At 57.9% G+C, this 24,718-nt stretch carries 29 protein-coding genes and 1 pseudogene; 25 read left to right on the forward strand and 5 right to left on the reverse strand.

Features of this window, described 5'->3' with window-relative positions:
• The first annotated feature begins 12 nt into the window (after window positions 1-12).
• On the forward strand, window positions 13-1,371 hold the full coding sequence (locus AC4LF3_RS09185) for a type II and III secretion system protein family protein (protein WP_491836269.1): 1,359 nt from the start codon (window positions 13-15) through the stop codon (window positions 1,369-1,371).
• A complete protein-coding gene (locus AC4LF3_RS09190) occupies window positions 1,361-1,750 on the forward strand; it encodes a CpaD family pilus assembly lipoprotein (protein ID WP_312271131.1) in 390 nt (129 codons plus the stop codon). Before AC4LF3_RS09185 ends, AC4LF3_RS09190 begins: the two co-directional genes overlap by 11 nt.
• 33 nt (window positions 1,751-1,783) lie before the next feature.
• On the opposite strand, the gene AC4LF3_RS09195 is transcribed toward AC4LF3_RS09190, so the two are convergent.
• A complete protein-coding gene (locus AC4LF3_RS09195; RefSeq protein WP_491835140.1) occupies window positions 1,784-2,572 on the reverse strand; it encodes a tetratricopeptide repeat protein in 789 nt (262 codons plus the stop codon).
• 244 nt (window positions 2,573-2,816) lie between these two features.
• Between AC4LF3_RS09195 and AC4LF3_RS09200 the strand changes: the two genes are divergently transcribed.
• Genes AC4LF3_RS09200 through AC4LF3_RS09260 form a run of 13 tightly spaced genes read left to right on the forward strand, consistent with a single transcriptional unit; the run spans window position 2,817 to window position 11,942 of the window.
• Entirely contained in the window at window positions 2,817-3,521 is a 705-nt protein-coding gene (locus tag AC4LF3_RS09200; RefSeq protein WP_491835141.1) for a type III secretion protein, read from the forward strand.
• A gap of 39 nt (window positions 3,522-3,560) precedes the next feature.
• Window positions 3,561-3,770, forward strand: coding sequence for a hypothetical protein (locus AC4LF3_RS09205; protein WP_010798170.1), 210 nt, complete (start codon window positions 3,561-3,563; stop codon window positions 3,768-3,770).
• A 44-nt stretch (window positions 3,771-3,814) separates the two neighbouring features.
• A complete protein-coding gene (locus AC4LF3_RS09210; protein ID WP_162997631.1) occupies window positions 3,815-4,216 on the forward strand; it encodes a hypothetical protein in 402 nt (133 codons plus the stop codon).
• 1 nt (window position 4,217) lies between these two features.
• Window positions 4,218-5,000 carry a type III secretion system inner membrane ring lipoprotein SctJ gene (gene sctJ, locus AC4LF3_RS09215; protein ID WP_491835142.1) on the forward strand — a complete coding sequence of 261 codons (783 nt, stop codon included), beginning with the start codon at window positions 4,218-4,220 and terminating at the stop codon, window positions 4,998-5,000.
• Window positions 4,997-5,668, forward strand: coding sequence for a hypothetical protein (locus AC4LF3_RS09220; protein ID WP_434136136.1), 672 nt, complete (start codon window positions 4,997-4,999; stop codon window positions 5,666-5,668). Before sctJ ends, AC4LF3_RS09220 begins: the two co-directional genes overlap by 4 nt.
• The gene (sctL, locus tag AC4LF3_RS09225) at window positions 5,665-6,258 is read left to right on the forward strand and encodes a type III secretion system stator protein SctL (protein ID WP_491835143.1); all 594 of its coding nucleotides are present in this window, start codon (window positions 5,665-5,667) and stop codon (window positions 6,256-6,258) included. Before AC4LF3_RS09220 ends, sctL begins: the two co-directional genes overlap by 4 nt.
• A gap of 20 nt (window positions 6,259-6,278) precedes the next feature.
• Window positions 6,279-7,607, forward strand: coding sequence for a FliI/YscN family ATPase (locus tag AC4LF3_RS09230; protein WP_407363377.1), 1,329 nt, complete (start codon window positions 6,279-6,281; stop codon window positions 7,605-7,607).
• A complete protein-coding gene (locus AC4LF3_RS09235) occupies window positions 7,604-8,086 on the forward strand; it encodes a hypothetical protein (RefSeq protein ID WP_416613576.1) in 483 nt (160 codons plus the stop codon). Before AC4LF3_RS09230 ends, AC4LF3_RS09235 begins: the two co-directional genes overlap by 4 nt.
• The gene (gene sctQ, locus AC4LF3_RS09240) at window positions 8,086-9,123 is read left to right on the forward strand and encodes a type III secretion system cytoplasmic ring protein SctQ (RefSeq protein WP_491836270.1); all 1,038 of its coding nucleotides are present in this window, start codon (window positions 8,086-8,088) and stop codon (window positions 9,121-9,123) included. Before AC4LF3_RS09235 ends, sctQ begins: the two co-directional genes overlap by 1 nt.
• Window positions 9,116-9,772, forward strand: a complete 657-nt coding sequence (gene sctR, locus AC4LF3_RS09245) for a type III secretion system export apparatus subunit SctR (protein WP_010798178.1) — start codon at window positions 9,116-9,118, stop codon at window positions 9,770-9,772. The genes sctQ and sctR overlap by 8 nt, the downstream gene beginning before the upstream one ends.
• A 1-nt stretch (window position 9,773) precedes the next feature.
• Window positions 9,774-10,043 carry an EscS/YscS/HrcS family type III secretion system export apparatus protein gene (locus AC4LF3_RS09250; protein ID WP_010798179.1) on the forward strand — a complete coding sequence of 90 codons (270 nt, stop codon included), beginning with the start codon at window positions 9,774-9,776 and terminating at the stop codon, window positions 10,041-10,043.
• A 9-nt stretch (window positions 10,044-10,052) separates the two neighbouring features.
• On the forward strand, window positions 10,053-10,865 hold the full coding sequence (gene sctT, locus AC4LF3_RS09255) for a type III secretion system export apparatus subunit SctT (protein WP_122042647.1): 813 nt from the start codon (window positions 10,053-10,055) through the stop codon (window positions 10,863-10,865).
• Between the two features lie 33 nt (window positions 10,866-10,898).
• Window positions 10,899-11,942: an EscU/YscU/HrcU family type III secretion system export apparatus switch protein gene (locus AC4LF3_RS09260; protein WP_491835144.1), complete on the forward strand. Its 1,044-nt coding sequence runs from the start codon at window positions 10,899-10,901 to the stop codon at window positions 11,940-11,942.
• Between the two features lie 128 nt (window positions 11,943-12,070).
• Here the strand turns inward: AC4LF3_RS09260 and AC4LF3_RS09265 are convergent, their stop codons facing one another.
• The gene (locus AC4LF3_RS09265) at window positions 12,071-12,448 is read right to left on the reverse strand and encodes an RcnB family protein (RefSeq protein WP_010798182.1); all 378 of its coding nucleotides are present in this window, start codon (window positions 12,446-12,448) and stop codon (window positions 12,071-12,073) included.
• 89 nt (window positions 12,449-12,537) lie between these two features.
• The gene (locus AC4LF3_RS09270) at window positions 12,538-13,476 is read right to left on the reverse strand and encodes an AEC family transporter (RefSeq protein ID WP_037030913.1); all 939 of its coding nucleotides are present in this window, start codon (window positions 13,474-13,476) and stop codon (window positions 12,538-12,540) included.
• A 189-nt stretch (window positions 13,477-13,665) separates the two neighbouring features.
• Here AC4LF3_RS09270 and AC4LF3_RS09275 point away from each other — a divergent pair, with 189 nt between their 5' ends.
• The 5 genes from AC4LF3_RS09275 (at window position 13,666) to AC4LF3_RS09295 (ending at window position 17,120) form a co-directional block, all read left to right on the forward strand.
• The gene (locus AC4LF3_RS09275) at window positions 13,666-14,046 is read left to right on the forward strand and encodes a hypothetical protein (protein WP_491835145.1); all 381 of its coding nucleotides are present in this window, start codon (window positions 13,666-13,668) and stop codon (window positions 14,044-14,046) included.
• Window positions 14,047-14,190: 144 nt separating this feature from the next.
• Complete coding sequence (locus AC4LF3_RS09280) at window positions 14,191-14,655, forward strand: DUF2243 domain-containing protein (protein WP_010798185.1); 465 nt, start codon at window positions 14,191-14,193, stop codon at window positions 14,653-14,655.
• A gap of 21 nt (window positions 14,656-14,676) precedes the next feature.
• Window positions 14,677-15,498, forward strand: coding sequence for a cytochrome c oxidase assembly protein (locus AC4LF3_RS09285; RefSeq protein WP_491835146.1), 822 nt, complete (start codon window positions 14,677-14,679; stop codon window positions 15,496-15,498).
• Between the two features lie 79 nt (window positions 15,499-15,577).
• A complete protein-coding gene (locus AC4LF3_RS09290; protein ID WP_083603066.1) occupies window positions 15,578-15,892 on the forward strand; it encodes a hypothetical protein in 315 nt (104 codons plus the stop codon).
• 151 nt (window positions 15,893-16,043) lie between these two features.
• A complete protein-coding gene (locus AC4LF3_RS09295; protein ID WP_491835147.1) occupies window positions 16,044-17,120 on the forward strand; it encodes an alpha/beta fold hydrolase in 1,077 nt (358 codons plus the stop codon).
• A gap of 1 nt (window position 17,121) precedes the next feature.
• Here the strand turns inward: AC4LF3_RS09295 and AC4LF3_RS09300 are convergent, their stop codons facing one another.
• A complete protein-coding gene (locus AC4LF3_RS09300; RefSeq protein WP_122042642.1) occupies window positions 17,122-17,901 on the reverse strand; it encodes an IclR family transcriptional regulator in 780 nt (259 codons plus the stop codon).
• A 96-nt stretch (window positions 17,902-17,997) separates the two neighbouring features.
• Here AC4LF3_RS09300 and AC4LF3_RS09305 point away from each other — a divergent pair, with 96 nt between their 5' ends.
• The 5 genes and pseudogenes from AC4LF3_RS09305 to AC4LF3_RS09325 all read left to right on the forward strand — a co-directional run bounded on the left by AC4LF3_RS09305 (window position 17,998) and on the right by AC4LF3_RS09325 (window position 24,237).
• Window positions 17,998-19,530, forward strand: a complete 1,533-nt coding sequence (locus AC4LF3_RS09305) for an MFS transporter (RefSeq protein WP_010798191.1) — start codon at window positions 17,998-18,000, stop codon at window positions 19,528-19,530.
• Entirely contained in the window at window positions 19,527-20,558 is a 1,032-nt protein-coding gene (locus AC4LF3_RS09310; protein ID WP_312271139.1) for an HlyD family secretion protein, read from the forward strand. The genes AC4LF3_RS09305 and AC4LF3_RS09310 overlap by 4 nt, the downstream gene beginning before the upstream one ends.
• The gene (locus AC4LF3_RS09315) at window positions 20,558-21,988 is read left to right on the forward strand and encodes an efflux transporter outer membrane subunit (RefSeq protein ID WP_491835148.1); all 1,431 of its coding nucleotides are present in this window, start codon (window positions 20,558-20,560) and stop codon (window positions 21,986-21,988) included. The genes AC4LF3_RS09310 and AC4LF3_RS09315 overlap by 1 nt, the downstream gene beginning before the upstream one ends.
• Window positions 21,989-22,311: 323 nt before the next feature.
• Window positions 22,312-23,379: pseudogene (locus AC4LF3_RS09320) on the forward strand (methyl-accepting chemotaxis protein); the annotation flags it as partial.
• 102 nt (window positions 23,380-23,481) lie between these two features.
• On the forward strand, window positions 23,482-24,237 hold the full coding sequence (locus AC4LF3_RS09325) for a methyl-accepting chemotaxis protein (protein WP_491836271.1): 756 nt from the start codon (window positions 23,482-23,484) through the stop codon (window positions 24,235-24,237).
• A gap of 146 nt (window positions 24,238-24,383) precedes the next feature.
• On the opposite strand, the gene AC4LF3_RS09330 is transcribed toward AC4LF3_RS09325, so the two are convergent.
• Window positions 24,384-24,659 carry a GNAT family N-acetyltransferase gene (locus tag AC4LF3_RS09330; protein WP_491835149.1) on the reverse strand — a complete coding sequence of 92 codons (276 nt, stop codon included), beginning with the start codon at window positions 24,657-24,659 and terminating at the stop codon, window positions 24,384-24,386.
• Window positions 24,660-24,718 lie beyond the last annotated feature (59 nt).

The following is a 24,718-nucleotide window of genomic DNA, read 5'->3' on the forward strand; positions in this document are numbered from 1 at the left end:
CAGGCAGGGGGTGTGCCGAGACCGACGTTAAGACAATGGCTGATTATCGGTTTCGGTTGTCTTTTACTGTTCGGCGGCTGGCTGGCTCCCGGGTGGGCCGTTGCGCAACCTGTTGAGGGGGCGAGTTCTGAGGGGCGTGTGCTTTACCTCGCCTCGGGGGAGGGCCAGATTGTGAAATTCAAGGCGCCGGTAGAGTCGGTATTTGTCGCTGATCCTGCCATTGCCGATCTGCGCGTTGTCTCGCCGGGAGTGGTGTATGTCTATGGCAAGACCAGTGGCGAAACGAATCTGATTGCCCTAAGTGCAAACGAGGACATTCAAGGCACCTGGCAGCTCAAGGTCCAGCCCAATGTCGGGCCGATCAAGGAGGCCGTACAGGCATTGCAGCCAGGCAGCAGCGTTTCGGTGGCGCAATCCGGCAAGCGGCTGATAGCCAAGGGAGCCACCCAGGATGTTGCGTCGGCGCTGGATATAAATGCATTACTCGATAGCCAGACACCAGCCGGTGGCCCGCCACCCCTGAACACCACGACTTATCCTGAATCGCCCCAGGTCAATATCCGGGTACGTTTCGCCGAGGTGTCACGCGAGCAGTTGCTGCGGTATGGGGTGAACTGGAATGCGCTCATTACCCGTGGTTCGTTTTCGTTCGGGCTGGTGACAGGCGGTCCGCTGGCGCAGTCGGCAGTAGCCGGGGCCACGAATCTGATCTCGGCAGGTTACAGCTCCGGCAGCGCCAATATCGATGTGCTACTCGATGCGCTGCAAAGTAACGGCATTCTCGAAATTCTGGCAGAGCCAAACATCACGGCGGTAACGGGGCAAACGGCCAGTTTTTTGGCAGGGGGCGAAGTGCCGGTACCGGTTCCTGTGAGTCGTGACCTGGTAGGTATTGAATACAAGCCATTTGGTGTATCGCTGCTCTTTACGCCTACGCTGCTTCCCAGTGGGCGTATCGCCATGCAGGTTCGCCCCGAGGTCAGCAGTCTTTCAACGACCAGTGCTGTGCAGATAGCGGGCACCAGTGTGCCAACGTTCCAGGTCCGGCGGGCCGATACGCGTGTTGAGGTAGGCAGTGGTCAGACATTTGCCATCGCCGGTCTTTTCCAGCGCAACAGCGCGCAGGACATGGACAAGCTTCCCATGCTGGGTGACGTTCCGATCCTGGGCGCATTGTTCCAGTCCAAACGCTTTCAGCGCAACGAAACCGAACTGGTCATTCTGATCACGCCGTACCTTGTCGAGCCTGAGTCAGACCACACGCTGGCTACGCCACTTGATCCGAGCGCGTCCAATCCTGCACAGCACTTGGCGCGAACGTCTACCACGCCCACCAAGCCTTACTCGGAGTTCGGGTTTTATGTGGATTGATTCGAGACACTCCCTTGCTGTGCTCGGCGCGGCTGTCATGCTGCTGGCGGGGTGCTCGCTGGAGCCGGTGTCCTATGCATCGGATTATGTCCGTCTGGCTGATCGCAACGGTCAGGCGGTATGGGTGCCCCGTGCGTGCTTGAGTCCCGAAACGGCGGCAGCGCCCGATCGTTTACCCATGGGCTGCGCCAATGCGCTTAATCTGGCCAGAATGATCGAGCGACCTACTGACCTACAGCGTGGTCGTCCGATGGGACCCGCCATGGCCGCTCCGGTAGCGCGTGCGGCAGAAGCTTATATCACCGGCCACACTGCCGATGACATCAGGCGGCAACGGCTCGAGCAGGAAGCGGCAAACCGTAACGCTGCCGGAATGTGATGATGTTCGTCAGATCAGGTCTGGCGAGCATTTTTAATTGGGATGAGTGGCGATAAGCCCTACTGCCTGGGCGCGTTGCATCGGGTCGCGCAGGGACTTGATCTGCCGGGCCTCTTCGAGCAGCCGGGCTTTTTGAGCCGGTGTCGTTTGGGGAATGACCAGGCCCGTAGCCTCCTGCTCGTGACCGGCTAGTACCAGTGCCAGAAGCAGGTTGCGGTAATGGCCTGGCATGGCCAGAGGGGAGCGGGTGACTTCACGCAGCCGTGTGACGGCACGATCCGGTGAGCCTCCCAACGCCATGGCGACGGCCTGATTGCTTTGAATGTCCAGATTGCCGGGCGCCAATTCAAGCGCCTGGGAAAAGGCTGTTTCCGCTGCGGCTGGCTGGCCCAACAGACTGTAGGCCGTGCCCAGCTTGCTATAGATACTGGCCGTTTTCTTGAGCGGGGCAACTTCCTTCAGCGCATTTGCCGCACTGCTGGCATTGCCGAGCCGTAGCTGGGCACTACCAAATCCCAACAGCGCGTCGGGATTATGGGGTTCCTTTATCAGAGCCTCGCGAAAGGCCTGGGCGGCACCGTTGGCATCTCTGCTGCCAAGCCGGGCATTACCCAGGCGAATGAACGCGGGAGCGTCCTGCTGCTGTTGAGCCGCGCGTGCATACAGGGCCGACGCGGTGGCAGGGTCGCCCCGGCGTTCGATGTCGGATGCCAGTTTGTCCAGCTGAAGATCAGGGTGAGGATTGGAAGGTGCAGAGCTGCAACCGGCCAGCCAGGAGCACACAACAGCCAGGACGAGCCGGGTAGGGCGGGAGGTAGGCAAAATCACACTCCATGTTTTGACTGCAAAGAGCCACATCCTGCGCATTTGGCCGGACAAACATGACAGCGCGATGACAGCGCCCGGCTGTGTTTGAGGCTTGTCCTGTACCGCCCTGGTTCTGTGATACAGACAACACTCATTGGGTGACTTGCAACGGGCTTGTCACAAAGCCTCACCATACTCGGGGCATCGAGAAAGTGTCCGAACGTTCCGGATAAAGGATAAGCCGGAGTCGTCGTTTGGTTTGCTTCGTACAGGGATGGATCACTGTCTGCCATCGGTTCGAGTCGTATGTGGCATCGAGCCGGGTATGGAAGAGATGAAGAAGAACGAGCAAGCCATGCCGTTGCCTGTTTTTACCGCTCGCTGTTTACGTTCACTGTGTTGCCTGCTTGCGCTTGCAGGGGTTGCGCTTGATGGCTGGGCACAGACAGAGAAACCTGTCTGGCTGGACCAGCCCTATCACTACGTTGTGATTGATCAGGATGTACGCGGCGTACTGATGGAGTTCGGTCGTAATCTGTCATTGCCTGTGGTCTTGTCCGATCAGGTCAAGGGCCGGGTACAGGGCCGTGTGCGGGCGGAGCGCGCGGGTGAGTTTCTCTCGCGTATCAGCGCCACCCAGGGGCTGGTCTGGTACTACGACGGCAGCGCCCTGCATGTGAACGCCAACCGCGAGCTGATCAGTCAGGTCATCGATACCCGCCGGTTCGATCAGAAGGCTTTGAGAGGCGTGCTCGACCAGCTGGGCCTGGTAGGCGAGAACGTATCGATACAGCTCAACCCCGGCCGCTCGGTTCTGAGCGTATCCGGGCCGCCTGCCTACATTGGCTACGTGCAGCGCAGTCTCGAAGGCCTGGAAAGGCCCGTTATTTCGAGGGGAAAAAGCCAGGGCATTCGTATCTTTAGGGGTGGCGCGGAAACCGAAGTCTTTAGCGGACAGGGTTGAACATCTGGCCTTTTGGCCCTCACAGACAAGGAGAAGGACATGGCAACAGCACCCATAGATAACAGCAGTACCGGCAGCGTCACTAACAGCGAGCAGACATTCGATGCTGCGCTCGAGTCGTCTGATACCGGCATGACCGATGAAGAGTTCACCCAGCAGTTAGTGGACGGTGCGGTGACCGTCGCCGGGCAGATGATCATCATGCCCCGTGCGAACGAAATCCTGAACGAGGCGATGTCGGACGAGTAAGTCTGGCGGCCCTGTGCATTATCGACGTGTGTCTGGAGATATTCATGACTGTCAGTATTCCTCCTGTAGCCCCGCAGCCCATGCCGGAACCTGCCGCGCAGGCTGCCCAGAATCTCTTCGAGCACATGGCGATGCATGCCCAGGGCCTTCCTCAGGGAGCAAGCCCGGCTCAACTGAGCCAGGGATTGATGGAGCGGCTGGATGGCTTTCTGGATCGTTCCCATCGCTTCGCTGAACGGGCCAACGGCGGTGTCGATCAGACGCAGACCTTCAGTCCGGTGCTCCATAGCCCCCAGGCCGAAGGCACGGCGCTTCCGGACAGCCAGATGGACAAGGTTGTCACCGCACTGAGCCGCATGTTCGATCATTCGATCGAAACCCAGATGGTTGTCCGAGGCGCGACCCAGGTTTCCGGGGCGGCCAACACCCTGCTGCGTGGTCAATAAGATGACCGGTTGGAACGGATGGTTTGCAAAAGCGGTAGTACTGCTCACGCTGGTGGCGTTGCTGCAAGGATGTAAAACGGACCTGTATACCAACCTCTCAGAACGCGATGCGAACAGCATGGTGGCGGAGTTGTTGCGGCGCGGCATTTCTGCTGAACGCGTCGTTCAGAAGGACGGCCGTCTTACCGTCAAGGTAGACGAGGCACGCTTTGCCGAGGCCATGCATATCCTCGACGAAGCTGGCTTGCCAGGGCAATCCTTTGCCAACCTGGGCGATGTATTCAAGAGCAATGGGCTGGTGTCTTCGCCTGTTCAGGAACGTGCTCAGATGATCTATGCCCTGAGCGAAGAACTCTCTCATACCGTATCGCAGGTCGATGGAGTGCTGTCGGCCCGGGTGCATGTGGTATTGCCCGATAATGACCTGCTTAAACGCAATGTCACGCCATCTTCCGCATCGGTTTTTATCCGGTATGAACCGGGGCTCGATATCAATCCGCTGATTCCACAGATCAAGACTCTGGTCGCTAGTAGCATTTCGGGCCTGACTTATCAGAACGTTTCAGTCGTACCGGTCGAGGCGGTCAAGCGGGTCGAAGGCTCCCAAGAGGGCGAACCCCTGGCTTCGTTCATGGGGGTCTGGATGCTTCAATCGAACGTCGGCAAGGCCGCTTGGATCACGGGCGGGCTGCTTTTCCTCGTGCTGGCGCTGGCCACTTCACTGGTTTACGTGGTGTGGCAGTCCCGGCGTACTCAACCCTACGAATTGGTGCCATTGAAATGAGCCTGACACAGTCTGCAGAACTGCCGTTGTTTCGTGGTGAAAACGGATGGAGCCTCTTCAAGACCAACCCTTTGCGCTTCGTACACGGCAAGCACGTTGCTGAGTGCTTCAGTGAGTGGGGCGAGTATTCCATCGTGGCCGCCATCCAGGCCGAACAACGGTTTCAGTCTCGACTTGAGCGTTTGTTCCAGGATCACTTCGCGCTGCCACCGTTAAATGAGGTAGAGCCGCCCGTTGAAGAGGACTTGGCCATTGCGTTACTGGCGCCGGAACACTTTGCTGCACTTGTGGTGCCGTGTGGTGTGGTCCTTCATGGACGCTCCTTCACCCAGGAGATCAGAGCGTCGGCCTTGCGTACGCTGAAAGCGCGCTTTGGTGAGGACTTATTCGCCCTGGCCGTAACCAATGCCGATCTGGCCAGCACCTCCACCGTTCTGACCGATCTCGATGAACTGGAGCGGGCCGTTCAGCTGGATGGAGAGGCCTGTATCGCCGCCTGGCTGGCTGCTCAACCTACCTCGCTCGCCGCCTGGCTGCGACTGAAGGTGACGGATGAGCCTGTTTACAGCCGCGCACTTTCGACGGACCTGCTGCAACGCGGGCCCGCCATCGTCAGGCGTATAGCGCCGCATGTTCAGGCCTATGCAACAGTGAGGAAGGCTTCTTGAGCGAACTGCCTCGTCAACCTACCCAAACCATTCTTCGGCAAGCTGAGGCCGCCCAATGGATGGATGGCTACACGTTTCTCGAGCAGGCTCGACAGGAAGCGGATGCCCTGCTGGCCAGTACACAGGCGCAAGTCGATGCCGCCCGCACTCAAGGCTACGCTGAAGGCCAGCGCGCCGGCATCGAGGCGGCAAACAAGATACTGGTGAATACCACCCGCCAAATGGATCAGTATTTGGCCAGTCTGCCGGAGGCTTTGACCGACCTCGCTCTGGATGTGGTCCGCCGCGTTCTGGGCCAGTTTGAGCCCGGCGAGCTAGTGGCCCGTGTCGCTCGCGAAGCCCTGATGACCTTTCGTGGTCAGCACACGATAACCGTGAGGGTAGCGCCAGAGCATGTGGCCCACGTGGAAGCAATGCTGCTGGGAGGGGCTGGATCATCAGCCTCATTTCGCGTCGAGCCCGATGCCCAGCTCACAGCGACTCAATGCGTTATCGCCAGTCCTGTCGCTGTGGTGGATGCCAGCCTAGACATGCAGCTGGACGCGCTTCGTACCGCCTTGGTCAGCCCTGGCGAGTCTGAGGCGGTGTAATGCAGGAGTCGGTGTTGGAAGTGTTAGATCTCCAGACGATCATCCCCAGCTTGAAAGCGCGCCTGGATCGGGCAGAGGCGCGTCCGGTACGCGGACGTGTGAAGTGTATTCGCGGGATCATGGTGCACGCCATGTTGATCCAGGCGCGGGTTGGCGAGCTTTGCTACTTGCGCGACCCGCTCACGGGACGCACGATTCCCGCTGAAGTCATCGGCTTCGAGCATGATGAGGCGCTGCTGACACCGGTGGGTGAGTTGGAGGGTATGTCGACCCGTACAGAAGTTATCTCCACCGGTCAGGCGATGACAATCACCGTAGGTGATCATTTGCTCGGCGCGGTTATCAGTCCGACCGGCGAGCGGCTGGATCGTGTCGAAGGAACAGCTGATGGGCATGATACGCGCCGCTATCCGCTTCAGGCCGAGCCGCCAGCGCCGTTCGAGCGAAGCCTGATCAAGGAGCCCTTGCAATTAGGTATTCGCGCCATTGATGGACTCATGACGGTTGCCCGGGGTCAGCGCGTCGGGATTTTTGGTGAACCTGGTATCGGCAAGTCTTCTTTGTTGGCCAGTATTGTCAAAGGCACCGAGGCGGACATCATTGTTCTGGGGTTGATTGGCGAGCGTGGCCGCGAAGTGCGCGAACTGCTGGATGTTCAATTGGGCAGGCGGGCACGGGCGCGTACCGTAGCGGTGGTGGCTACCTCGGATCGGCCTGCCATCGAGCGCGTCAAAGCCGCCTACGTGGCGACCAGCGTTGCCGAGTATTACCGTGACCAGGGCAAGAATGTATTGCTGCTCATGGACAGCATTACCCGGTATGCCCGTGCGCAGCGGGAGATCGGCCTGGCGGCAGGGGAGCCGCCTACTCGACGAGGGTACCCGCCATCCTTCTTTGCCGCATTGCCACGGTTGCTCGAACGGGCCGGCCCCGGGCAGCACGGAACGATCACTGCGTTGTATACCGTCCTGACTGAAGGGGACGGCACCCTTGATCCCGTCGCCGAAGAAACCAAGTCCATTCTGGATGGACACATTGTGCTGAGTGCAGAGTTGGCTCAACGCAATCATTTCCCAGCCATCGACGTGTTGCGTAGTCGTAGCCGTTTAATGGACACGGTTGCGTCCGAGGCGCACCGCCGATGGGCGGGCCAGGTACGTGAACTGATGGCGCGCTATGCCGACATCGAGTTGCTGCTCAAGGTGGGTGAATACACGACTGGCAGCGACGCCATGACAGATCAGGCCATTGCGCAACAGGGCGCGATCGAAGCCTTTTTACGGCAGCCTACCGAGGAACGCGCGGCGTTCGCCGAAACCGTGCGGCGCTTGGCGAGCCTTGCATCATGACCCATTCCAGAAGCCGTCTGAATGTGTTGATTGCGTTGCGCACACGGCGTGAAGAACGTGCCATGGCAGCACTGGCAGCTGCTACAGAGCGCTCCAGCGAGGCGCAGGAGGCTGCTGCAAATGCCCGGAAACAGCATCACGCCCATTGCGTCGACCAGCGTCAGCAGGAGGCGCAGCTGATGGCTACTCTGGCTCATGGAGCCTTTGGGCATCGTGAAGTACAGCAGGTGGACGAGGCGCTCAAGGCATTGACCGGACGTCGGATGGATCTGGAGGACGAACTCCGCCGACTGGACGAGCAGCATGCCATGGCGCTGCTCAGGCGTAGCGAAGCCCTGCAAACGCGTAACCAGTGCTGGAAAGCGAGGCAGGCCGTCAGCCTTCTACTGGCCAATGAGCATAAAAACATGCGTCTTGCAGAAGAGATGCAGGCTGATATCGAGACGGAAGATCGCCCGCAAGCCAGGAAGACCCCGTGATGTGGATGACCGATACATCAGCTGGTGATGAGTTTTGCACGAGTGAAGAGGTTGCCCCTCTGGTGTTTCCCCTTGTCACACTCGAAGACGTCAGGCTTGCCAATCGTGTGTATCGCTCGCGTGAAGACTGGCAGGGAAAGATTACAGGTCATCCCGTCAGCGTTCGGCTTGCATGGAACTCCCAGCCCATCCAGTCCGCCTTGTCGTTTCCGCTCATGTTCGATGAGCAGCCAGCCTGTCTGCAGCTGCCGTCATCACTGGCTCAGGCACTTGGCGGAGCGCTACTGGAGGGCATCGGCGCTCCGGCGCGCTTCCGGGCCTTGCTGATCGAGCAGGCGCTCCTGACCTCTATTCAGCCCATTGAGCAATCCACCGGATTCGCCATTCGATTCGCAGCCAGTCCCGTGGACATTCCTCATCCCATACGGCTCTCGTTTCAGGTAACGCTGCGGGACAAGACCTATCCCGTGATGCTGGATCTTTCAGCCACAACCCTTGGTCCGCTCTTGCCATGCCTCGATCAAACATTTCCTGCCAGTGATTTGCCTCTTTCTCAGCTGCGGCTCCCCGTAACGCTCTGCACCGGCAGCCAGCAGGTGCGCCTGAGTGAACTGCAAGGTTTGCAGCCTGGTGATGTAGTGATGCTGCGCTCGAACCAGGGCGCCTGGATATCGGTTGAAAACCGGCTCAGGGCGCCTCTGGCAGTAGTGGCCTCGGGATACCAGCTGCAAACCGGATTGGTTTTAACGTCTGTTAGTAAGGAATGGGACATGAGTGATACGTCCATGCATAAAACAACCGCCGAGGACGATCCATTAGGGGAGGTGCCTGTTACATTGGTATGTGAGGCGGGGCGGCTGGAGTTGCCGCTAGGTGAGGTCAAGGCGCTGTCGGAAGGAAGCATCCTTGCGTTTCCGGACTCGACTGACGAGGCCGTTGAGATCACTGTGAACGGCCGCCGACTCGGCCGCGGTACCCTGGTCAGGATTGGCGAAGGGCTAGGCGTACGGATCACGAGCCTATCAACACATGGATGAATTTCAGCCCAACCTGATTGAGATCATCATTGTTGTTGCGACGATCGGGCTGGTTCCGCTTGCAGTCGTCACGATGACGGGATTTCTCAAGATCTCTGTCGTCTTGTTTCTGATCCGCAATGCCTTGGGCATTCAGCAAACGCCGCCGAACCTCGTCTTGTACGGTATTGCTTTGATTCTGACCGTGTATGTGACCACTCCGCTGGTAGGTGAGATGTACCGGCAGCTGGAGCATCAACCGATCAGTTTGGAGAGCGTGGACGGTGTCAAAGCAGCCGCCGGAGCGCTTCGCCAGCCATTGCAGAACCATCTTTCGAGGTTCGCCAATGATAATGAGCGCGCATTCTTCATGCAGGCGACAGAGAGCATCTGGTCGGAGGAGGCGCGGGCAGACTTACGGGACGATGATCTGGTTGTACTCATTCCCGCCTTTGTCAGTTCGGAGCTGACCCGCGCATTTGAGATCGGCTTTCTTTTATATATCCCGTTTCTGGTGATCGACCTGATCGTCTCCAATGCCCTCATGGCCATGGGCATGATGATGGTGTCGCCTACGTTGATTTCCATTCCCCTGAAAATTTTCCTGTTCGTGGCGGTTGAAGGATGGTCACGCCTGATGCACGGATTGATCATGAGTTACGGAGGCTGAGGTGGGACAGGATCTGTTTCTTTCCTTGATGAAGGAGTCACTGCTTACCGTGTTGCTCCTGTCGGCGCCGGCTCTGATCGTCGCCATCGTGATCGGCTTTGGGGTAGGGCTCATGCAGGCTCTTACACAGATTCAGGATCAAACGCTGCCGCAGGCCGTCAAGCTGGTGGCTGTGCTGCTTGTGCTGATCCTGGTCGGCCCGCTTCTGGCCGGGCAAGTGGGGCAGTTGGCCGAACGGATGCTCGATAATTTCGCAGCCTGGACACGGTAAGGCACTGACGTGAATTTTGCCGTTGCCCAGGCGCTTCTGGACTATGTCTACCCCTTCCTCGCGGCCTTTGGCCTGGCAGTGGCACGGGCGTTGGGCATGGTCATCATCAGTCCGGCATTCAATCGCCTGGGACTGACCGGCATGATCCGTTCGGCGGTAGCCGTCGTGCTGGCCATTCCGGTGGCGCCAGTCATCTATGCCGGGCTTTCGCTGGCAGACGCACCGACTGGTTTTGCCATTGCAGGGCTGCTGATCAAGGAAATGGCGATTGGCTTGGTGATTGGTCTTGCCTTCGGTATTCCGTTCTGGGCTGCAGAGGTTGCAGGTGAGCTGGTCGATCTTCAGCGTGGGTCTACCATGGCCCAATTGGTAGACCCACTGGGCGCCGGTGAGACGAGCATTTCCTCCACGCTTCTGACGGTTACCCTGATCACACTGTTTTTCATGTCTGGGGGCTTTACGCTCATGGTGGATGGGTATTACCGCAGCTATGGCCTCTGGCCGACCCTGACCTTTAGCCCGATCGTGGTAGAAAACACGGCGCTGGAGATCGTGCGGATACTGGACCGTGTGATGCAGATCGGGGTGTTGCTGATCGCACCCATTGTCGTGGCGCTGCTAGTGGCTGACATGATGCTGGCCTATCTCTCCCGTATGGCGCCCCAGCTGCATGTATTCGATCTGTCTCTCCCGGTAAAGAATCTGCTGTTTTCGTTCTTGATGGTGCTTTACGCATCCTTCCTTGTGCCGCTCATGTTATCGGAGCTGGGTAGCCTGTATGAGGTATTCGACTGGTTGGAACAGGCCGTCTCTGAGGGCTAGGGCAATGAACAGGCGCTTTCAGGTAGTGGTGTCATGAGTCAACAGACTGAGGAAAAATCCCTTCCGGCCTCAGCCAAGAAACTGCGTGATGCACGCAAGAAAGGACAACTGCCCAAAAGCCAGGATCTGGTAACCGGTATGGTTATCCTGGCCTGCACCCTGTGCGTGGTCGTGATAGCGCCCGATATCGAGGCGCGTGTGGAGGCGCTGTTGCTTGAGGCAGGCCGAATCTACGTCGAGCCATTCACCCAGGTCTGGCCAAGGCTGCAAATGCTGGGGCTTGATGTCCTGATGGCCGCCACGTTACCGCTGTTTGCTGTCACGGTAGTCACAGTGATTCTGACGAATATTGTAGTCATGCGCGGTATGGTCTTTTCGGCCGAGCCGGTGAAGCCAACGTATGAGCGGATCGATCCGGTTGCTGGCTTCAAGCGTATTTTTTCCATGCGCAGCGTTATCGAATTTCTGAAGGCGCTTATCAAGCTCTGCGCAATGGCGGTGGCGTTCATCATCGTCTACCGGCTGGGGCTGCAACGGCTAGTGGAGTCTTCCTACTGCGGTACCTCCTGCCTGTATGCCACGTTTCTGGGGCTTCTAAAACCTTTGGTCATCACGGCTATCATCGCTTTTTTGATCGTAGGCGGTTTCGATGTGCTGATGCAGCGCTGGCTCTTTGCTCGGGAAATGCGCATGACCAAGAGCGAACAGAAGCGCGAACTCAAGGACACTGACGGCAACCCGATGGTCAAGCGTGAGCGCCAGCGGTTACGCCGCGACATGCAGAGCCTTTCAGCCAAGCGTGGCCTGCAGCATGCCTCGCTCATTATTGGTGCGCCTGGGCAGTGGGTCGTAGGGCTGAGATATGTCAGGGGCGAGACACCGGTGCCGGTCATTGTCTGCCGTGCAGAACCCGAGCAATCCCACCAGATGATTCAGGACGCACAGCAGTTGCGACTCCCTTACGCGGTTAACGGAGGACTGGCTGAGCGCATTGCCCAGCGGACAGCCGGAGAAGGAGTGCCGGAAGCGACCTTTCAGGCCGTGGCGGACATTCTGGTAGGTGCTCGCCTGATTTAGCTGATAGACAAGGGCGCAGGCTAAGGAGTAAGTCGATAAAGGCCAAACGTATGAAGAGTGCAAACAATAAGGGCCGGTAACTGTTCCGGCCCTTATGCGTAGTACTGACAGGCTTGATCAGCCCGCTGTTACTTCTTCGAGTCCTGCCCTTTGACGATCTTGATGATCGCGCCTTCGGTGTCTTTCAGGAGCACATAATCGTTACCGATCTTGACCCAGTGCTGGTTCTCTTCGGGAGCGCTCAGGCCGTGGGCTTTCCAATCCTTGATTCGGTAGGTATCACGCTGATATTTATCAGGCGCTTCGCTGCCTACCTTATATTCGTTGTTGCTGTTCGGGTCCTTGACGGTGGCATCTTCTGACTGATTAGGTGCCTTTTTCATTACTTCGGACTGGTACTTGCTGTTGGAAGGCTGGTGATCGCCAGCGGCTTGCTGGGCGAAGAGGGCACCGCTTGCAAGGGATGCGCTGATGGCTACAACGGCCGATAGTGCTTTGATATTCATCTCGTCCTCCAATGATCGAGTCTATACATGAGACCTGCATTGGCTCCTGGATATCCCCAAGGCGTTTTATTTTCCGCTGCGGCCCCGCGTCACGGTGCAGGGCTGATAAACATAAGCAGGGCGCTGATCGTGAAGAATGAAGCGGTAGTGGCAACCATAAGCGCAGCCGCGCAACGGCCTTCCAGCCCATAGCGTTGTCCTATGATCGGATAAATACTCATCATCGGCGCGCTGGCGAACAAAACGGCTGCGAGCTTGAGCGTTGGATCAATGGAGGGCAGCATCAGGGTCATCAGAAAGACGGCCAGCGGATGCAGAATGAGTTTGCTGCCCGCAATCCGACCGACGTCGACCAGCATGCCTTTTGCCTTCAGGCCATACAGCGTGGCGCCAATTACAAAGAGCGCAGTGGGCGCCGAGGCGTGGGCCAGCATGTCGATCACCGTATAGATCGCGATAGGCAGTTTGATCTGTAGTGCCGACAGCAGGAGCCCGACAAGAATCGCAATGATCATCGGGTTCTTGCCCAGTCGCTTGACGATGTCCAAGAGCACTTTCAACACACCGCCTTCGCTGGAGCGACTAGCTTCAGCCAGCGCCAGCGCTAATGGAATCATCAGCATGTTTTCCACCAGCATGTTGAGGGCCAACGCTACCGCAGCCGGTTGTCCCAGTACCAATACGGCAATCGGATAGCCAATGAAGCCACTGTTGGACACCGACATGCCCATGCCTGTAATGGCGCTTACATCCAGGGTCTGTTTGAGCTTGTAGCGGGTAAAGCAAAAGCCGCCGGTGAATACCAAAAGCGATCCTACCGCGTAGGCGATCAGATAGGATTTATTGAACACCTGATCGATCGGGCTTTCGGATAACGCCCGGATGATCAGGGCCGGCATTGCGAATGTGATGACGAAGCTACCCAAACCACGGATCTGCTCCCGCACCAGAATGCCGCTCTTGGAGGCAAAAAAGCCAAGACCAATCAGGATGAAGATAGGGGTCGTGATGGACAGTATCTGTAGCACGGTAACCGCTGCGTCCTTGTTGTTTTGACTCATCATGGCAGCTTGGCAGGATCAGGGCCAGGCTCGATGCCAGCGTTCTTACGGCTAAGATCCGTACCGCCTTTCTTAATTCATTCAAATAATGATTAATTGCATCGAACCTGCTGCATCGAACACTGTCATAGCGCCATCATTGCATGGAGCGACTTAATGGCAACCCCAAGGAAACACCCGAATCTCAGGCTGAAGGCCGCGCAAACCCTCATGTTAAGCCTGGCTTTTTTGGGTGCCTCTTTCTCCTCGATCACAGTGCATGCGGCTGAAGTTTCGTTTCGTGAAGCCGGGCCTGAGCAAACCTGGCATGTGCAGACAGACAACGTGTTGGTGCGTAAATGGCCTGTTGTGTATGACACGGCAGCGGCTCGGCGGGGGAATGTGCAGACTCGTCTGGCTGCTGGCACATCCGTACGGGTAGTGGATACGCGTGAATACAAGCGCTGGAAAAAGATCCAGATCTCTACGGGTGATCAGCAGCCGGTAGAGGGATGGATTGAAAGCAAGGATGTGCATTCCGCCATACGAGTAGAGTAACAAATTGCCTGACAGGTAATTGCTGCCTGCGCTGAACCATTGGCTTTCCTCGAACGATCCCGCTCGTCTTGCGTCTTACTTCACAGAGGCTTGTCCAGACCACTGGATAAGACGAGTGAGTGACCGAAACAAGAAGGAATGCCCATGGCTACCGGAACATCAGCCACGCTTCTGGCGCGCCGATCCCTGACAGCTGCGTTGCTTATTGGGATCGGCTTCATGGCCGCCATCGATGAAATCATTTTTCACCAGGTCTTGGCCTGGCATCATTTTGTGGATCGTGGCACGGGTGCTTTCGCCTTGCTTTCCGATGGCATCCTGCATTCGGCCGAACTCATTCTGATTATTGTCGGGTTTTTCATGGTGGCCGAACTGCGGGAGCGTAAAGCCTTTGCCAAACCCCAGGCCTGGGCCGGCTTCTTCATGGGGATGGGGGCATTCCAACTGTTCGATGGCCTGATTGACCACAAAGTCCTGCGCCTGCATCAGGTCCGATACGTCGACAATTTAATGCTGTATGACCTGCTCTGGAACCTCGCGGGTATCGTATTGCTGCTGATTGGCCTTTTATTGCTGAGAAGAGCCCGACGCACCTACGTCAGCCCATAACCCCTAGGAGCCTTGCTGATAATGCATGCCTATTTCCTGGGACCGGGCCACGTAGCGGTATTCCCGATCCTGCTGGCTATCATCGTCTGGTTGTTCTACTGCTTCGGTGTAATCTGCTTGCAGCGACAAGGGCGGACATGGTCCGGCTGGCGTACGCTCAGCTTTGCGGTTGGCATCGTCCTGATCGTGGTCGCCTTCATGCCACCGGTATCGAGCGTTGCTCATCAGGACCTTCGAGGACATATGCTCCAGCACCTTCTGCTGGGCATGTTTGCGCCGCTGGGCCTGGTATTTGGCGCACCAGGTACGCTGGTGCTGCGTACTATACCCATTGATAAGGCACGGGTACTGGTTCGCCTGTTGGCGACGCGCTTCATGCGTGTGCTGACTCATCCGATTACGGCGGCGCTTCTGGATATAGGCGGTATGTATGTTCTGTATCTAACCTCATTTTTTGCGCTAAGCCAGAGCAGCCCATGGGTTCATACCTGGCTGCATCTGCACTTTATCCTGTCGGGGTATCTGTTCACCTGGGCCATTGCCGGACCTGATTCCGCGCCTCATCGGCCTACGCTGCGCCTGCGACTGGTCGTGCTGTTCATCGCTATGGCCGCCCATGCAGGGCTGGCCAAGATCATGTACGAGTTTGGTTATCCCCGTGGGCTTGGTTATGCGCGTACCGAGATCGAATCTGCCGCTCAATGGATGTACTACGGTGGTGATTTGGCAGAGGTGCTACTGGCCGTTGCGTTCTGCAGGGTGTGGTTCCGTCATCGCAAACGCCTCCAGGTCCAGGCATACAGTCATCAGCCGCTGGTTTATGGGCTGACCAGAACAGGATAAGGAGAACCTGCACATCCTTTCAGTTATCGAAGCGTTAAAGACATGCTAGATTCGCGTTCCCACGGCTAGAGGTCCCGTTGTGAAAGAAGATAAAAGCCCCCATACCCATCTCAATACCGATGAGCCCGAGCCGCCGCCCAGTAAGGCCGGTTGCCTCTGGATGACCGTCGGTGCCATTGCCTTTGCCTTCGCACTGTTTGGCGGCATGATCTATCTCTTTACCCGCGGACCTTCGCCTCAGGTTGAAGCCAACGAGCGGAGTACGATCGAAGCCTGTCATCAGCGCGCTGATGCTGCCGCCGCTGGCTCAGGGGATCGTCTCTCGATTCAGCAGTCCTGCCAGGAAATGGAAAAGCAGTTCATCAAGAAATATGGCCACGCGCCTAACCAGTAAGGCCCTACACGGCGCCTTTCAGCGTTAGGCTCCGATTATTCAGAGGGTGTTGTCTGCCTTGCCAGTACACGCCCTTTGTCGTCTCTCTGGTTCTGACCGGAACCTCCGGTCTCATATTGTGGCCCACACCTTGAACAGGTTTGGAGGTCACATGAACAAGTCATCTTTCAATTTCGACAAGAAACGCTTGATCTTGAGTAGCGTGGCGGCGGCCTGTGCACTGGCCATGCCCCGTGGAGGGCTGCGCAGTATGGTGTCGGCTGCAGCGGCGTTGGGGCTAGGTAGCGCGTTGCTCAAGCCGAGTGCCAATGAGGCGTCAATCGATGCGAATGAGCAGGCAGCGCCCGAGCTTATTCGTACAGCCCTCGTCAATGGCATCACTATGCGGTGGGAGGAGCACGGTGATTCCGACCCAGGTGCAGTACCTGTCATCATGGTACATGGTATTCCTACTCATCCACGTCTGTGGCGTTATGTGATTCCGCAGGTCTGTAAGCCGGGTGTGCGTTGCCTTGCCTGGGAGCTGGTGGGCTTTGGCTGGTCGATGGAAGAGGGCCTTGAGCGCGACATTTCGCTCCCCAAACAAGCGGACTACCTGTACGACTGGCTGCAGCACATGAATATCACCCAAGCCGTCTTCGTCGGACATGATCTAGGCGGGGGCGTACTTCAGGAACTCCTGGTCAGGCATCCTGAGTTTAGTAGCGGATTGGTGCTAGTCGATAGCGTCGCGTATGACAACTGGCCCGTTCCTACGGTGCGCCTGGCCAAACTCAAGGCGTCGGTCATCGAACAGCTTCCACCCAGTCTGTTCAAGCCACTCTTTTTAAGCGGTGTGTACAACCTGGGACACGATAATGAGGCTCGCCGCCAGGAGTCGATCAGCCTGCATTGGCAGCCGTACTCGCGAACCATCGGCCCCAAGGCCTTTGCGCATCAGATCAGTTGTCTGGACTCGAAAGACACCCAGGCACTGGCGGGGAAACTGTCCATCATCCGTGGGCCCAAGCGGATCGTCTGGGGAGATTCGGACTCCATTACGTTCGCTTCAGGCCAGCAGTTGGCAGCTGAGCTGAACGCCTCTCTGGTATCCATTCCCGGCGGGCGACATTTCAATCCTGAAGACCACCCGAGCATTGTCAGTCAGGCAATCAGCGAGGTGCTTCAGTTGGCCGACAAAAATGCTGGAGTCGATCCATTGGTTGCAGAAGGTACAGAACTCGCCTGACTCATCCAGCCGGCGGATGATCGACCTGAGGGCTACGCAGCGCGTCGGCTAGTGCGTTACGGCAATCTGTTAACGCGCGGCGCAGGCCCTCGTCATTTGCCTCCATCCGCCAGGCAGGGCCAACCAGGGAAATGGCATACCTGCCCTGAGGCGTTTCAATGCCGATAGCCATGGCATGGACACCCAGCATGTGCTCTTCGCGATCATAGGAAAAGCCATCCTCCCGAATCTGCTGCAACTCATCGAGCAAGGCGGGCAGGGTGGAAAGGGTCTTGTGGGTAAGCACTTTTAGCTCGGGCCCAAGCAGCTGGGTTACTACGCTGTCCGTCATGCCCGACAGCAGCATTTTTCCACCCGAAGTAGCGTGAATGGCCAGAAAGTTACCGGGGGTGGGTGCTACTCGTAGTTCCTGACTGGATATAACCGAGTGCAGCACCATCAATTCAGCGCGATTGGCATGCACCAGTACAGCCGTCTCGCCGGTGTGCTTGGACAACTCTTCCAGAAAGGGGCGCACCCGCTGGGTGATATCGCCATGGCTCCGGGACGCCAACCGGATCAGGGCTGGTCCTAACCGCACGCCGCCAGCGCCATGAACCTCGAGCAGCTGCTCCAATGCCAGTGCATCCACTAGCCGCTGCACGGTGGAGCGGGGCAGGTCGATGCGTTTGGCGATAGCGCCAAGGCTTAGCCCTGCGGGTTCATTTTCAAGGCAACGAAGGATGGCCGCGGCCCGTGAAATAACCTGAATGGCACCACGTTCCGGCTCAGAGGTCGTCATGGATATTGTCCTGTGTATCACTGTTCGGTACACTGTACCGCATATTGCTTCTGCACCATAGGCTCAGTTTCGAGCCCTTTCGTTTCTGGAAATTCTATGTCTCCTACTGCGCCACCGGCGCCAGCTCCAGCACCCTTTGGCTGGCGTTTGGCTATTGGACTTATCGGCGTCCTGATTGCAGCGTTGACTTCAGGTCTCAATGACCGCGTAACGGAAATCGCCCTTGCAGATATACGGGGCGTATTTGGAATCGGTCATGACGAAGGCACCTGGATTAGCGCATTGTACGGAGCCGCCGAGGTGTCGGCGATGCTCATTTCACCGTGGCTGGCGGTTACGTTTTCGCTGCGCCGATTTGCTATCGGGGTAACACTGGCGTTTGCCTTCCTGGGATTGCTGTGTCCGTTTGCACCAGATCTGCCGTCGCTGCTGTTTTTACGCGTCCTCCAGGGATTGGCCGGAGGGGCGCTGCCGCCGCTCCTGATGACGGCGGCGCTACGCTTCCTGCCCTGGCATATCAAGTTGTATGGTCTTTCAGCCTATGCCCTGACCGCGACGTTCGGCCCAAACCTTGCCGTACCGCTGGCTGCCGTCTGGACGGATTATCTGGACTGGCATCTGGTGTTCTGGCAGGTGGTGCCTTCCTGCCTGATCGCCGCCGCCTGTATCGCTTATGGCTTGCCGCAGGACCCGCTGCGCCTTGAGCGCTTCAAACAAGCCGACTGGCTGGGTGCACTGCTTGGGTGTGGCAGTGTGGCTATGTTTGTGATTGCCCTGATGCAGGGGGAGCGGCTGGACTGGCTGGCTTCGCCACTGATCCGCACATTGTTCATTGGCGCTGCCATCCTGTTTCCTCTGTTTCTGATCAACGAGTGGTTTCACCCGCTTCCGCTGGTAAAGCTGCAACTGCTCAGTCGACGCAATTTCTCGTTCGGCATCGTTACGCTGGCCAGTTTTCTGATCTTGGGCATGTCGGGTGTGGCGATTCCGTCCGCTTATCTTGCCCACGTGCATGACTACCGCCCCCTGCAAACCATGCCGATTGCTCTGATGATCGCCTTGCCACAGCTTCTTATGGCGCCGTTGGTAGCCACTGTCATCAATCGCAACTGGGTGGACTCCCGTTGGGTCATTGCCTGTGGCCTTGGCCTGATGACGCTGGCTTGTCTGGGTGGCTCCCAACTGACAAGCGATTGGATTCGGGACGATTTCTATACCTTGCAAATCCTGCAGACCCTGGCGCAGCCGATGATTGTGGTTCCGCTGCTCATGTGCGCCACGGGTGTGGTACAGCCTATTGAAGGTCCTTTTGCCTCCGCCACCGTCAATACCGTACGGGGTCTTTTCTCTGTAATCGGTGCGGCGCTGCTGGAGCATTTCATCACGGTGCGTGAGCACTTTCATTCTAATGTCCTGCTTGACCGGCTCGGGTCGGCGCAGGCCCAGCTATTACCTCTGCTGACCAACGATTCGATGTCGGCCTTGAGCCACCGCGTTCGCGAGCAGGCCTTCGTTCTGTCGTTCAGCGACGCCTATCTGGCTCTGATCGGCGTCGCGGCATTCATGCTGCTGGTCCTGCTGACCCTGCCCAAGCGGGCTTATCCACCTCAACCTCCGGTAATGCCATGAGTCATAAAACCGCGTTTTCTCTTGTCGGCGTCGCCGTTGTGCTTGGCGCCCTGTATGCCTGTGTCCATGTCGCCCAGAATGATGGAACGCAAAGCACAGACGATGCTTTTATCACCGCTGATTCAGTACTGGTCGCGCCCAAGATCGCAGGTATGGTGTCCGAGGTGCTCGTCTCGGATAACCAGCCAGTCAAGGCAGGCCAATTGTTGGCCCGTATCGATGACCGGGATTTCGTGGCGGCGCAGGCTTCGGCTCAGGCGGCGGTGAAGGCTGCTGCGGCCGAGGTGGCCAACCTGACTGCTGAAATCGATCGTCAGGCTGCCATCATCGATCAGGCGGCGGCGACGGTGCGTGCCACCGATGCATCGCTTACATTTGCCCAAGCCAATGCCAAGCGCTATCGCAACCTGTCCAAGGCAGGGGCCGGTACCGTCGAGGAGCAGCAGAAGGCTGAGGCCGAACTCCTGCAATGGCAGGCCGCCAGGGATCGTGACAGTGCAGCCCGCGTCGCGGCCCAGAAGCACTTGGCCGTACTCAAGGCGCAGCGCGATGTCGCAATAGCCACCCAGGCAAAGGCCGAAGCTGCACGCGAACAAGCCGACCTGAATGTGTCATACACTCATATTGTAGCGCCTCGCGATGGCGTGATTGCCCAACGCTCGGTTCGGGTAGGTGCCTACGTAGCGCCGGGCAAACCGTTGCTTGCCGTGGTACCGGTCAGTGAAGCCTATGTGGTGGCGAATTTCCGTGAAACACAGCTGGGAAGGATGCAGGCCAATCAGCCGGTCGATGTGCGGGTCGATGTTTTCCCGGATCAGGTCCTGCATGGCCATATCGAAAGTCTCGCACCCGCTACAGGCCTTGCGTTTTCAGCGATTGCACCCGATAACGCCACCGGCAACTTTACCAAGGTCGCCCAGCGGGTCCCGGTCAAGATCGTGTTCGAGCCTGATCAGCCAGCCGTTGCCAATCTGCGTGTAGGGTTGTCGGTGGTGGCGACTGTCGATACGCAGGGAGAGGTTCACTGATGCGCCGCTCTCTATTGGCTATCACGTTGGCCGTGCTTTCCGGATGCAGCGTGGGACCTGATTTTCATAAACCTGAGGCGGTCCTGCCCAAGGCCTGGCAAGGCCCGTCACAGGCCGTTGGCAGCGTGACGGTTAGCCATCCCATTGAAAAGGCGTGGTGGACACAGTTCAACGATCCACTCCTGACCTCACTCGTTGAGCGGGCCGCCTCCACCAACCTGGACCTGGCCCTTGCCAGCAGCCGCTTCGAGCAGAGTCGTTCGCTGCTGCAGGTTGCCGGTGCCGATGTACTGCCAGACGTCTCGGCCACAGGAGGCTACCAGCGTGCACGCAACAGCGAGCAAGGCCTTATGGATGCCTCGGGCAATAATGGAAAGTCCGACTTCAATCTTTGGCAGTACGGCCTTAAGGCGAGCTGGGAGGTAGACCTTTGGGGCCATGTCAGGCGTACCCTGGAGGCTGCCAACGCAGGCGTTGCCTTGAGCGAGGCTGAACGGAATGGCGTCGCCTTGAGCATTGCGACAGAAACCGCAGCGGACTACCTGCGCCTGCGAGGTGTTCAGGCAACGTTGGCGGTTACCCGGCAGAACCTGGATATTGCCAGGCAAAGTCAGGCACTTACCAAAACCCGTTTTGAGAATGGTGTAACAACCAACCTGGATACTGCCAACTCGGCTGCCCAGGTGGCCACGATCGAAGCCCGTATTCCGTTGCTGGAGGCAGAGCAGGCCCGTCTCATTAATGCCTTGAGTTATCTGCTTGGCCAGGAGCCCCATGCGCTCGGCCAGGAGTTGGGGCAGCCGCGAGACTTGCCAGAGCCGCCGTCGGCCGTACCGGTGGGGTTGCCGTCGGAGCTTGCCCGTCGTCGTCCGGATATCCAGAAGGCCGAAGCAGCTCTGCATCAGGCTACAGCAGCCGTAGGCGTGGCCCAAGCGGATTTCTATCCACGCATCAGCCTGGGCGGCAATTTTGGCTTCCAGGCACTGGAAGGCTCTAATCTCGGGTTATGGAGCGCCCGCCAGTTCTCGATCGGTCCCAGCCTTTACCTGCCTGTTTTCCAAGGTGGACGCCTGACCGGCACGTTGGAGTTGCGCGAACGTCAGCAGCAGGAAGCGGCTTTGAATTACCGACGCACCGTATTGGCTGCCTGGCATGAAGTAGACGATGCACTGACGTCCTACAGTGCTGAGCAACGTCACCATGCGGCGCTTGCACAAGCGGTCAGTCAGAACCGTATCGCGCTGGAAACAGCCCAGGCGCGCTACAAGGAAGGCGCCATTGATTTCATCAACGTGCTGAATGTCCAGCGTGAGCTGATCCAGACTCAAAGCGCCTTGGTGGACAGTGCCACCCGCGTCTCGACGGATCTGGTGCAGGTGTACAAGGTATTGGCCGGTGGATGGCCGAAGTCTTCGGGCCATCAAGGTTAAACCGTAACCCTGCAATAGGAATGTTTAAATCCTTCATAGGAATAATCTAATCAAGCGCAGCGGGAGTAGGCCGATAGCAAAGGCATCAATTTAATCAGGCCTTTACTATGTTCAACCGTCTTTCAATCCAGCTGAAGATCACTGCGCTGGCAGGCTTATGCCTGCTGGCTATTGTGACACTGCTAGTCGGTGCGTCTCTTTACCAGGCCAAGCGTAGCGGTGAGGTGGTCAAGCAGACCAGTTCCAGCATGCTTGAGCAGTCCGCGGAGCTTCGCTTGCAAACCTCAGGCGAAGCCCAGGCGCTGCGCATCCAGCGAGACTTCATGAGTGCCTATCACTACGGACTGGGCCTGGCAGGCCAGGTCAAGCTGCTGAGTGAGCAGCAGGCAAGAGGGGCTATCAGTGCCCGTGAATTGCGTCAGGAGCTGGTTGAGGTAGTGGGCAACGCACTCAAGGCACGCCCTGACCTGTTGGGGCTGTACATTGCCTTCGAACCCAACGCACTAGACGGACAGGACAGACAGTTCATCAATGCGGAAGAGGAAAGCAGCAACGCAAGTGGCCGTTTTGCCTTGTACTGGTCTCAAGGGGAGCCGGGAACATTCGATTTCGAATCGATGACCGAGGAGGAGCTTACCAAGACGACTCCCGGGCCGAGTGGTGCAGCCTATAACGCCTGGTACACCTGTCCTCGTGATACGCGTAAGGCCTGTCTGCTGGACCCTTATTTCGATGAGGTGAATGAGCAGCAGGTCCTGATGACCAGCATCGCCCTGCCTATCGAGCAAAACGGCAAGGTGACTGGTGTTATCGGCATTGATATCAGCCTGAACACACTTCAGCAGATCGCCGAAAAAGCCAGCGACAAGCTGTACAAGGGGGAGGGCGAGGTCAGCATCATCAGTCCAGCTGGTCTCCTGGCGGGTCATAGCCTGGATGCCAAGCGGTTGGGAGAGTCCCTGGACAAGATCTATGCCAGCCAGGCAGGTGAGCTGAAGCAGGCCTTGGCGACAGGCGAGTCTGCCATGTTGTCCCATGATGATCTGGTACGTGTCATCGAGCCGATCAGGCCCATCCCGGAAGCCAAGCCGTGGGGCATTCTGCTTGAGGCGCCCAAGAAGCTGGTTCTGTCCCGTGCCATTCAACTATCCGATGAGCTGGACGAGCGGCGCGTTTCCGACAGTGTGTTCTCGGTTGTGGTGGGCCTGATTGCGGTGCTGAGCGGTCTGGTATTGATGTGGTTCGCTGCCCGCAGCGTAACCCGGCCGATTCTGGCCGTTGCCGCCATGCTCAAGGACATCGCCAGTGGTGAGGGTGACCTGACCCGCCGCCTGGGATATGCCAAGCAGGACGAACTCGGACAGTTGGCGGGCTGGTTCAACCGGTTCCTCGACAAGCTCCAACCCATTATTGCGGACGTAAAGCGCTCGGTTCAGGATGCGCGTACAACGGCGGACCAGTCTGCGGCCATTGCGACTCGTACAAGTGAGGGCATGCAGCACCAGTTCCATGAGGTGGAGCAGGTTGCAACGGCATCTCATGAGATGAGCGCCACGGCCCACGATGTCGCGCGCAATGCTGCGCAGGCCGCAGAGGCTGCGCGTGGCGCTGACCATGCGACCCATGAAGGTCTGGACATCATTACCGAGACCACGCGCAGCATCGAAAAGCTGGCAGCTGATATGAGCGCGTCCATGAGTCAGGTCGAGGGTCTGGCGGAAAGCAGCGAGCAGATTGGCAGCGTTCTGGAGGTCATCCGGGGTGTTGCCGAGCAGACCAATCTGTTGGCGCTGAACGCTGCTATCGAAGCGGCACGGGCTGGCGATGCGGGCCGAGGCTTTGCGGTCGTGGCCGATGAGGTGCGTGGCCTTGCCAAGCGGACCCAGGAGTCGGTCGAGGAGATTCGTCAGGTGATCGAAGGGTTGCAAAAGGGCACGCGGAACGTAGTGGATTCCATGCACGATGGTCACCGGCAGGCTCAGGGTAACGTCGAGCATGTAGGTAAAGCCGTGTCGGCCCTGCGTCAGATCGGTGATGCCGTCTCGGTCATTACCGAAATGAACCTCCAGATTGCCAGCGCTGCTGAAGAGCAAAGCGCCGTGGCAGAAGAAGTTAACCGTAACGTCAGCGGTATCCGTGAGGTCACGGAGTCGCTTTCAGAGCAGGCGGAAGAATCCGCGCGGGTCAGCCAGTCGCTGAATGCGCTGGCCAACCATCAACAGACCCTAATGGATCAGTTCAAGGTGTAACCGCGAAGGCCGCCCTCCGGGGCGGCTTTTCATTTTTGACAGTCTTTTACGGTACCGTACTATCCCGCCTGCATCTCGTATACAAACTCCCGCTCCCCGGTTACGGAAAAGCCGAGCTGTTCGTAAAGCCGCTTGGCTGGGTTGTTCTAAAGTACGGTCAAGACCACCGGTATGGATGCACACCGCGCTTCATGCAACAGGTTTGTCACCAGGGTGGTGGCAATACCGTTGCCCTGTTGCTCCGGGATGATTTGGAGCTGAAGCAGTTTCCACGCACGGTCCGATTTCACTACCTTGATGAGCCCAATGGGTGTGTTCCCAAGCACTACCAGTTGACCGCTTTCAAGGTGCGCCAATACCCGGGCCTTATGCTCTTCCTCGGAGCGCTGCATACCGGCTGCCACTCCATGAGGTACGAGCACGCGTCTCCTCAAACCAAGAAGAAAAGACACATCTGCTTCTGATATCGGCTTGAGGGTCA

This window comes from Pseudomonas sp. C2.3V, assembly GCF_058536325.1.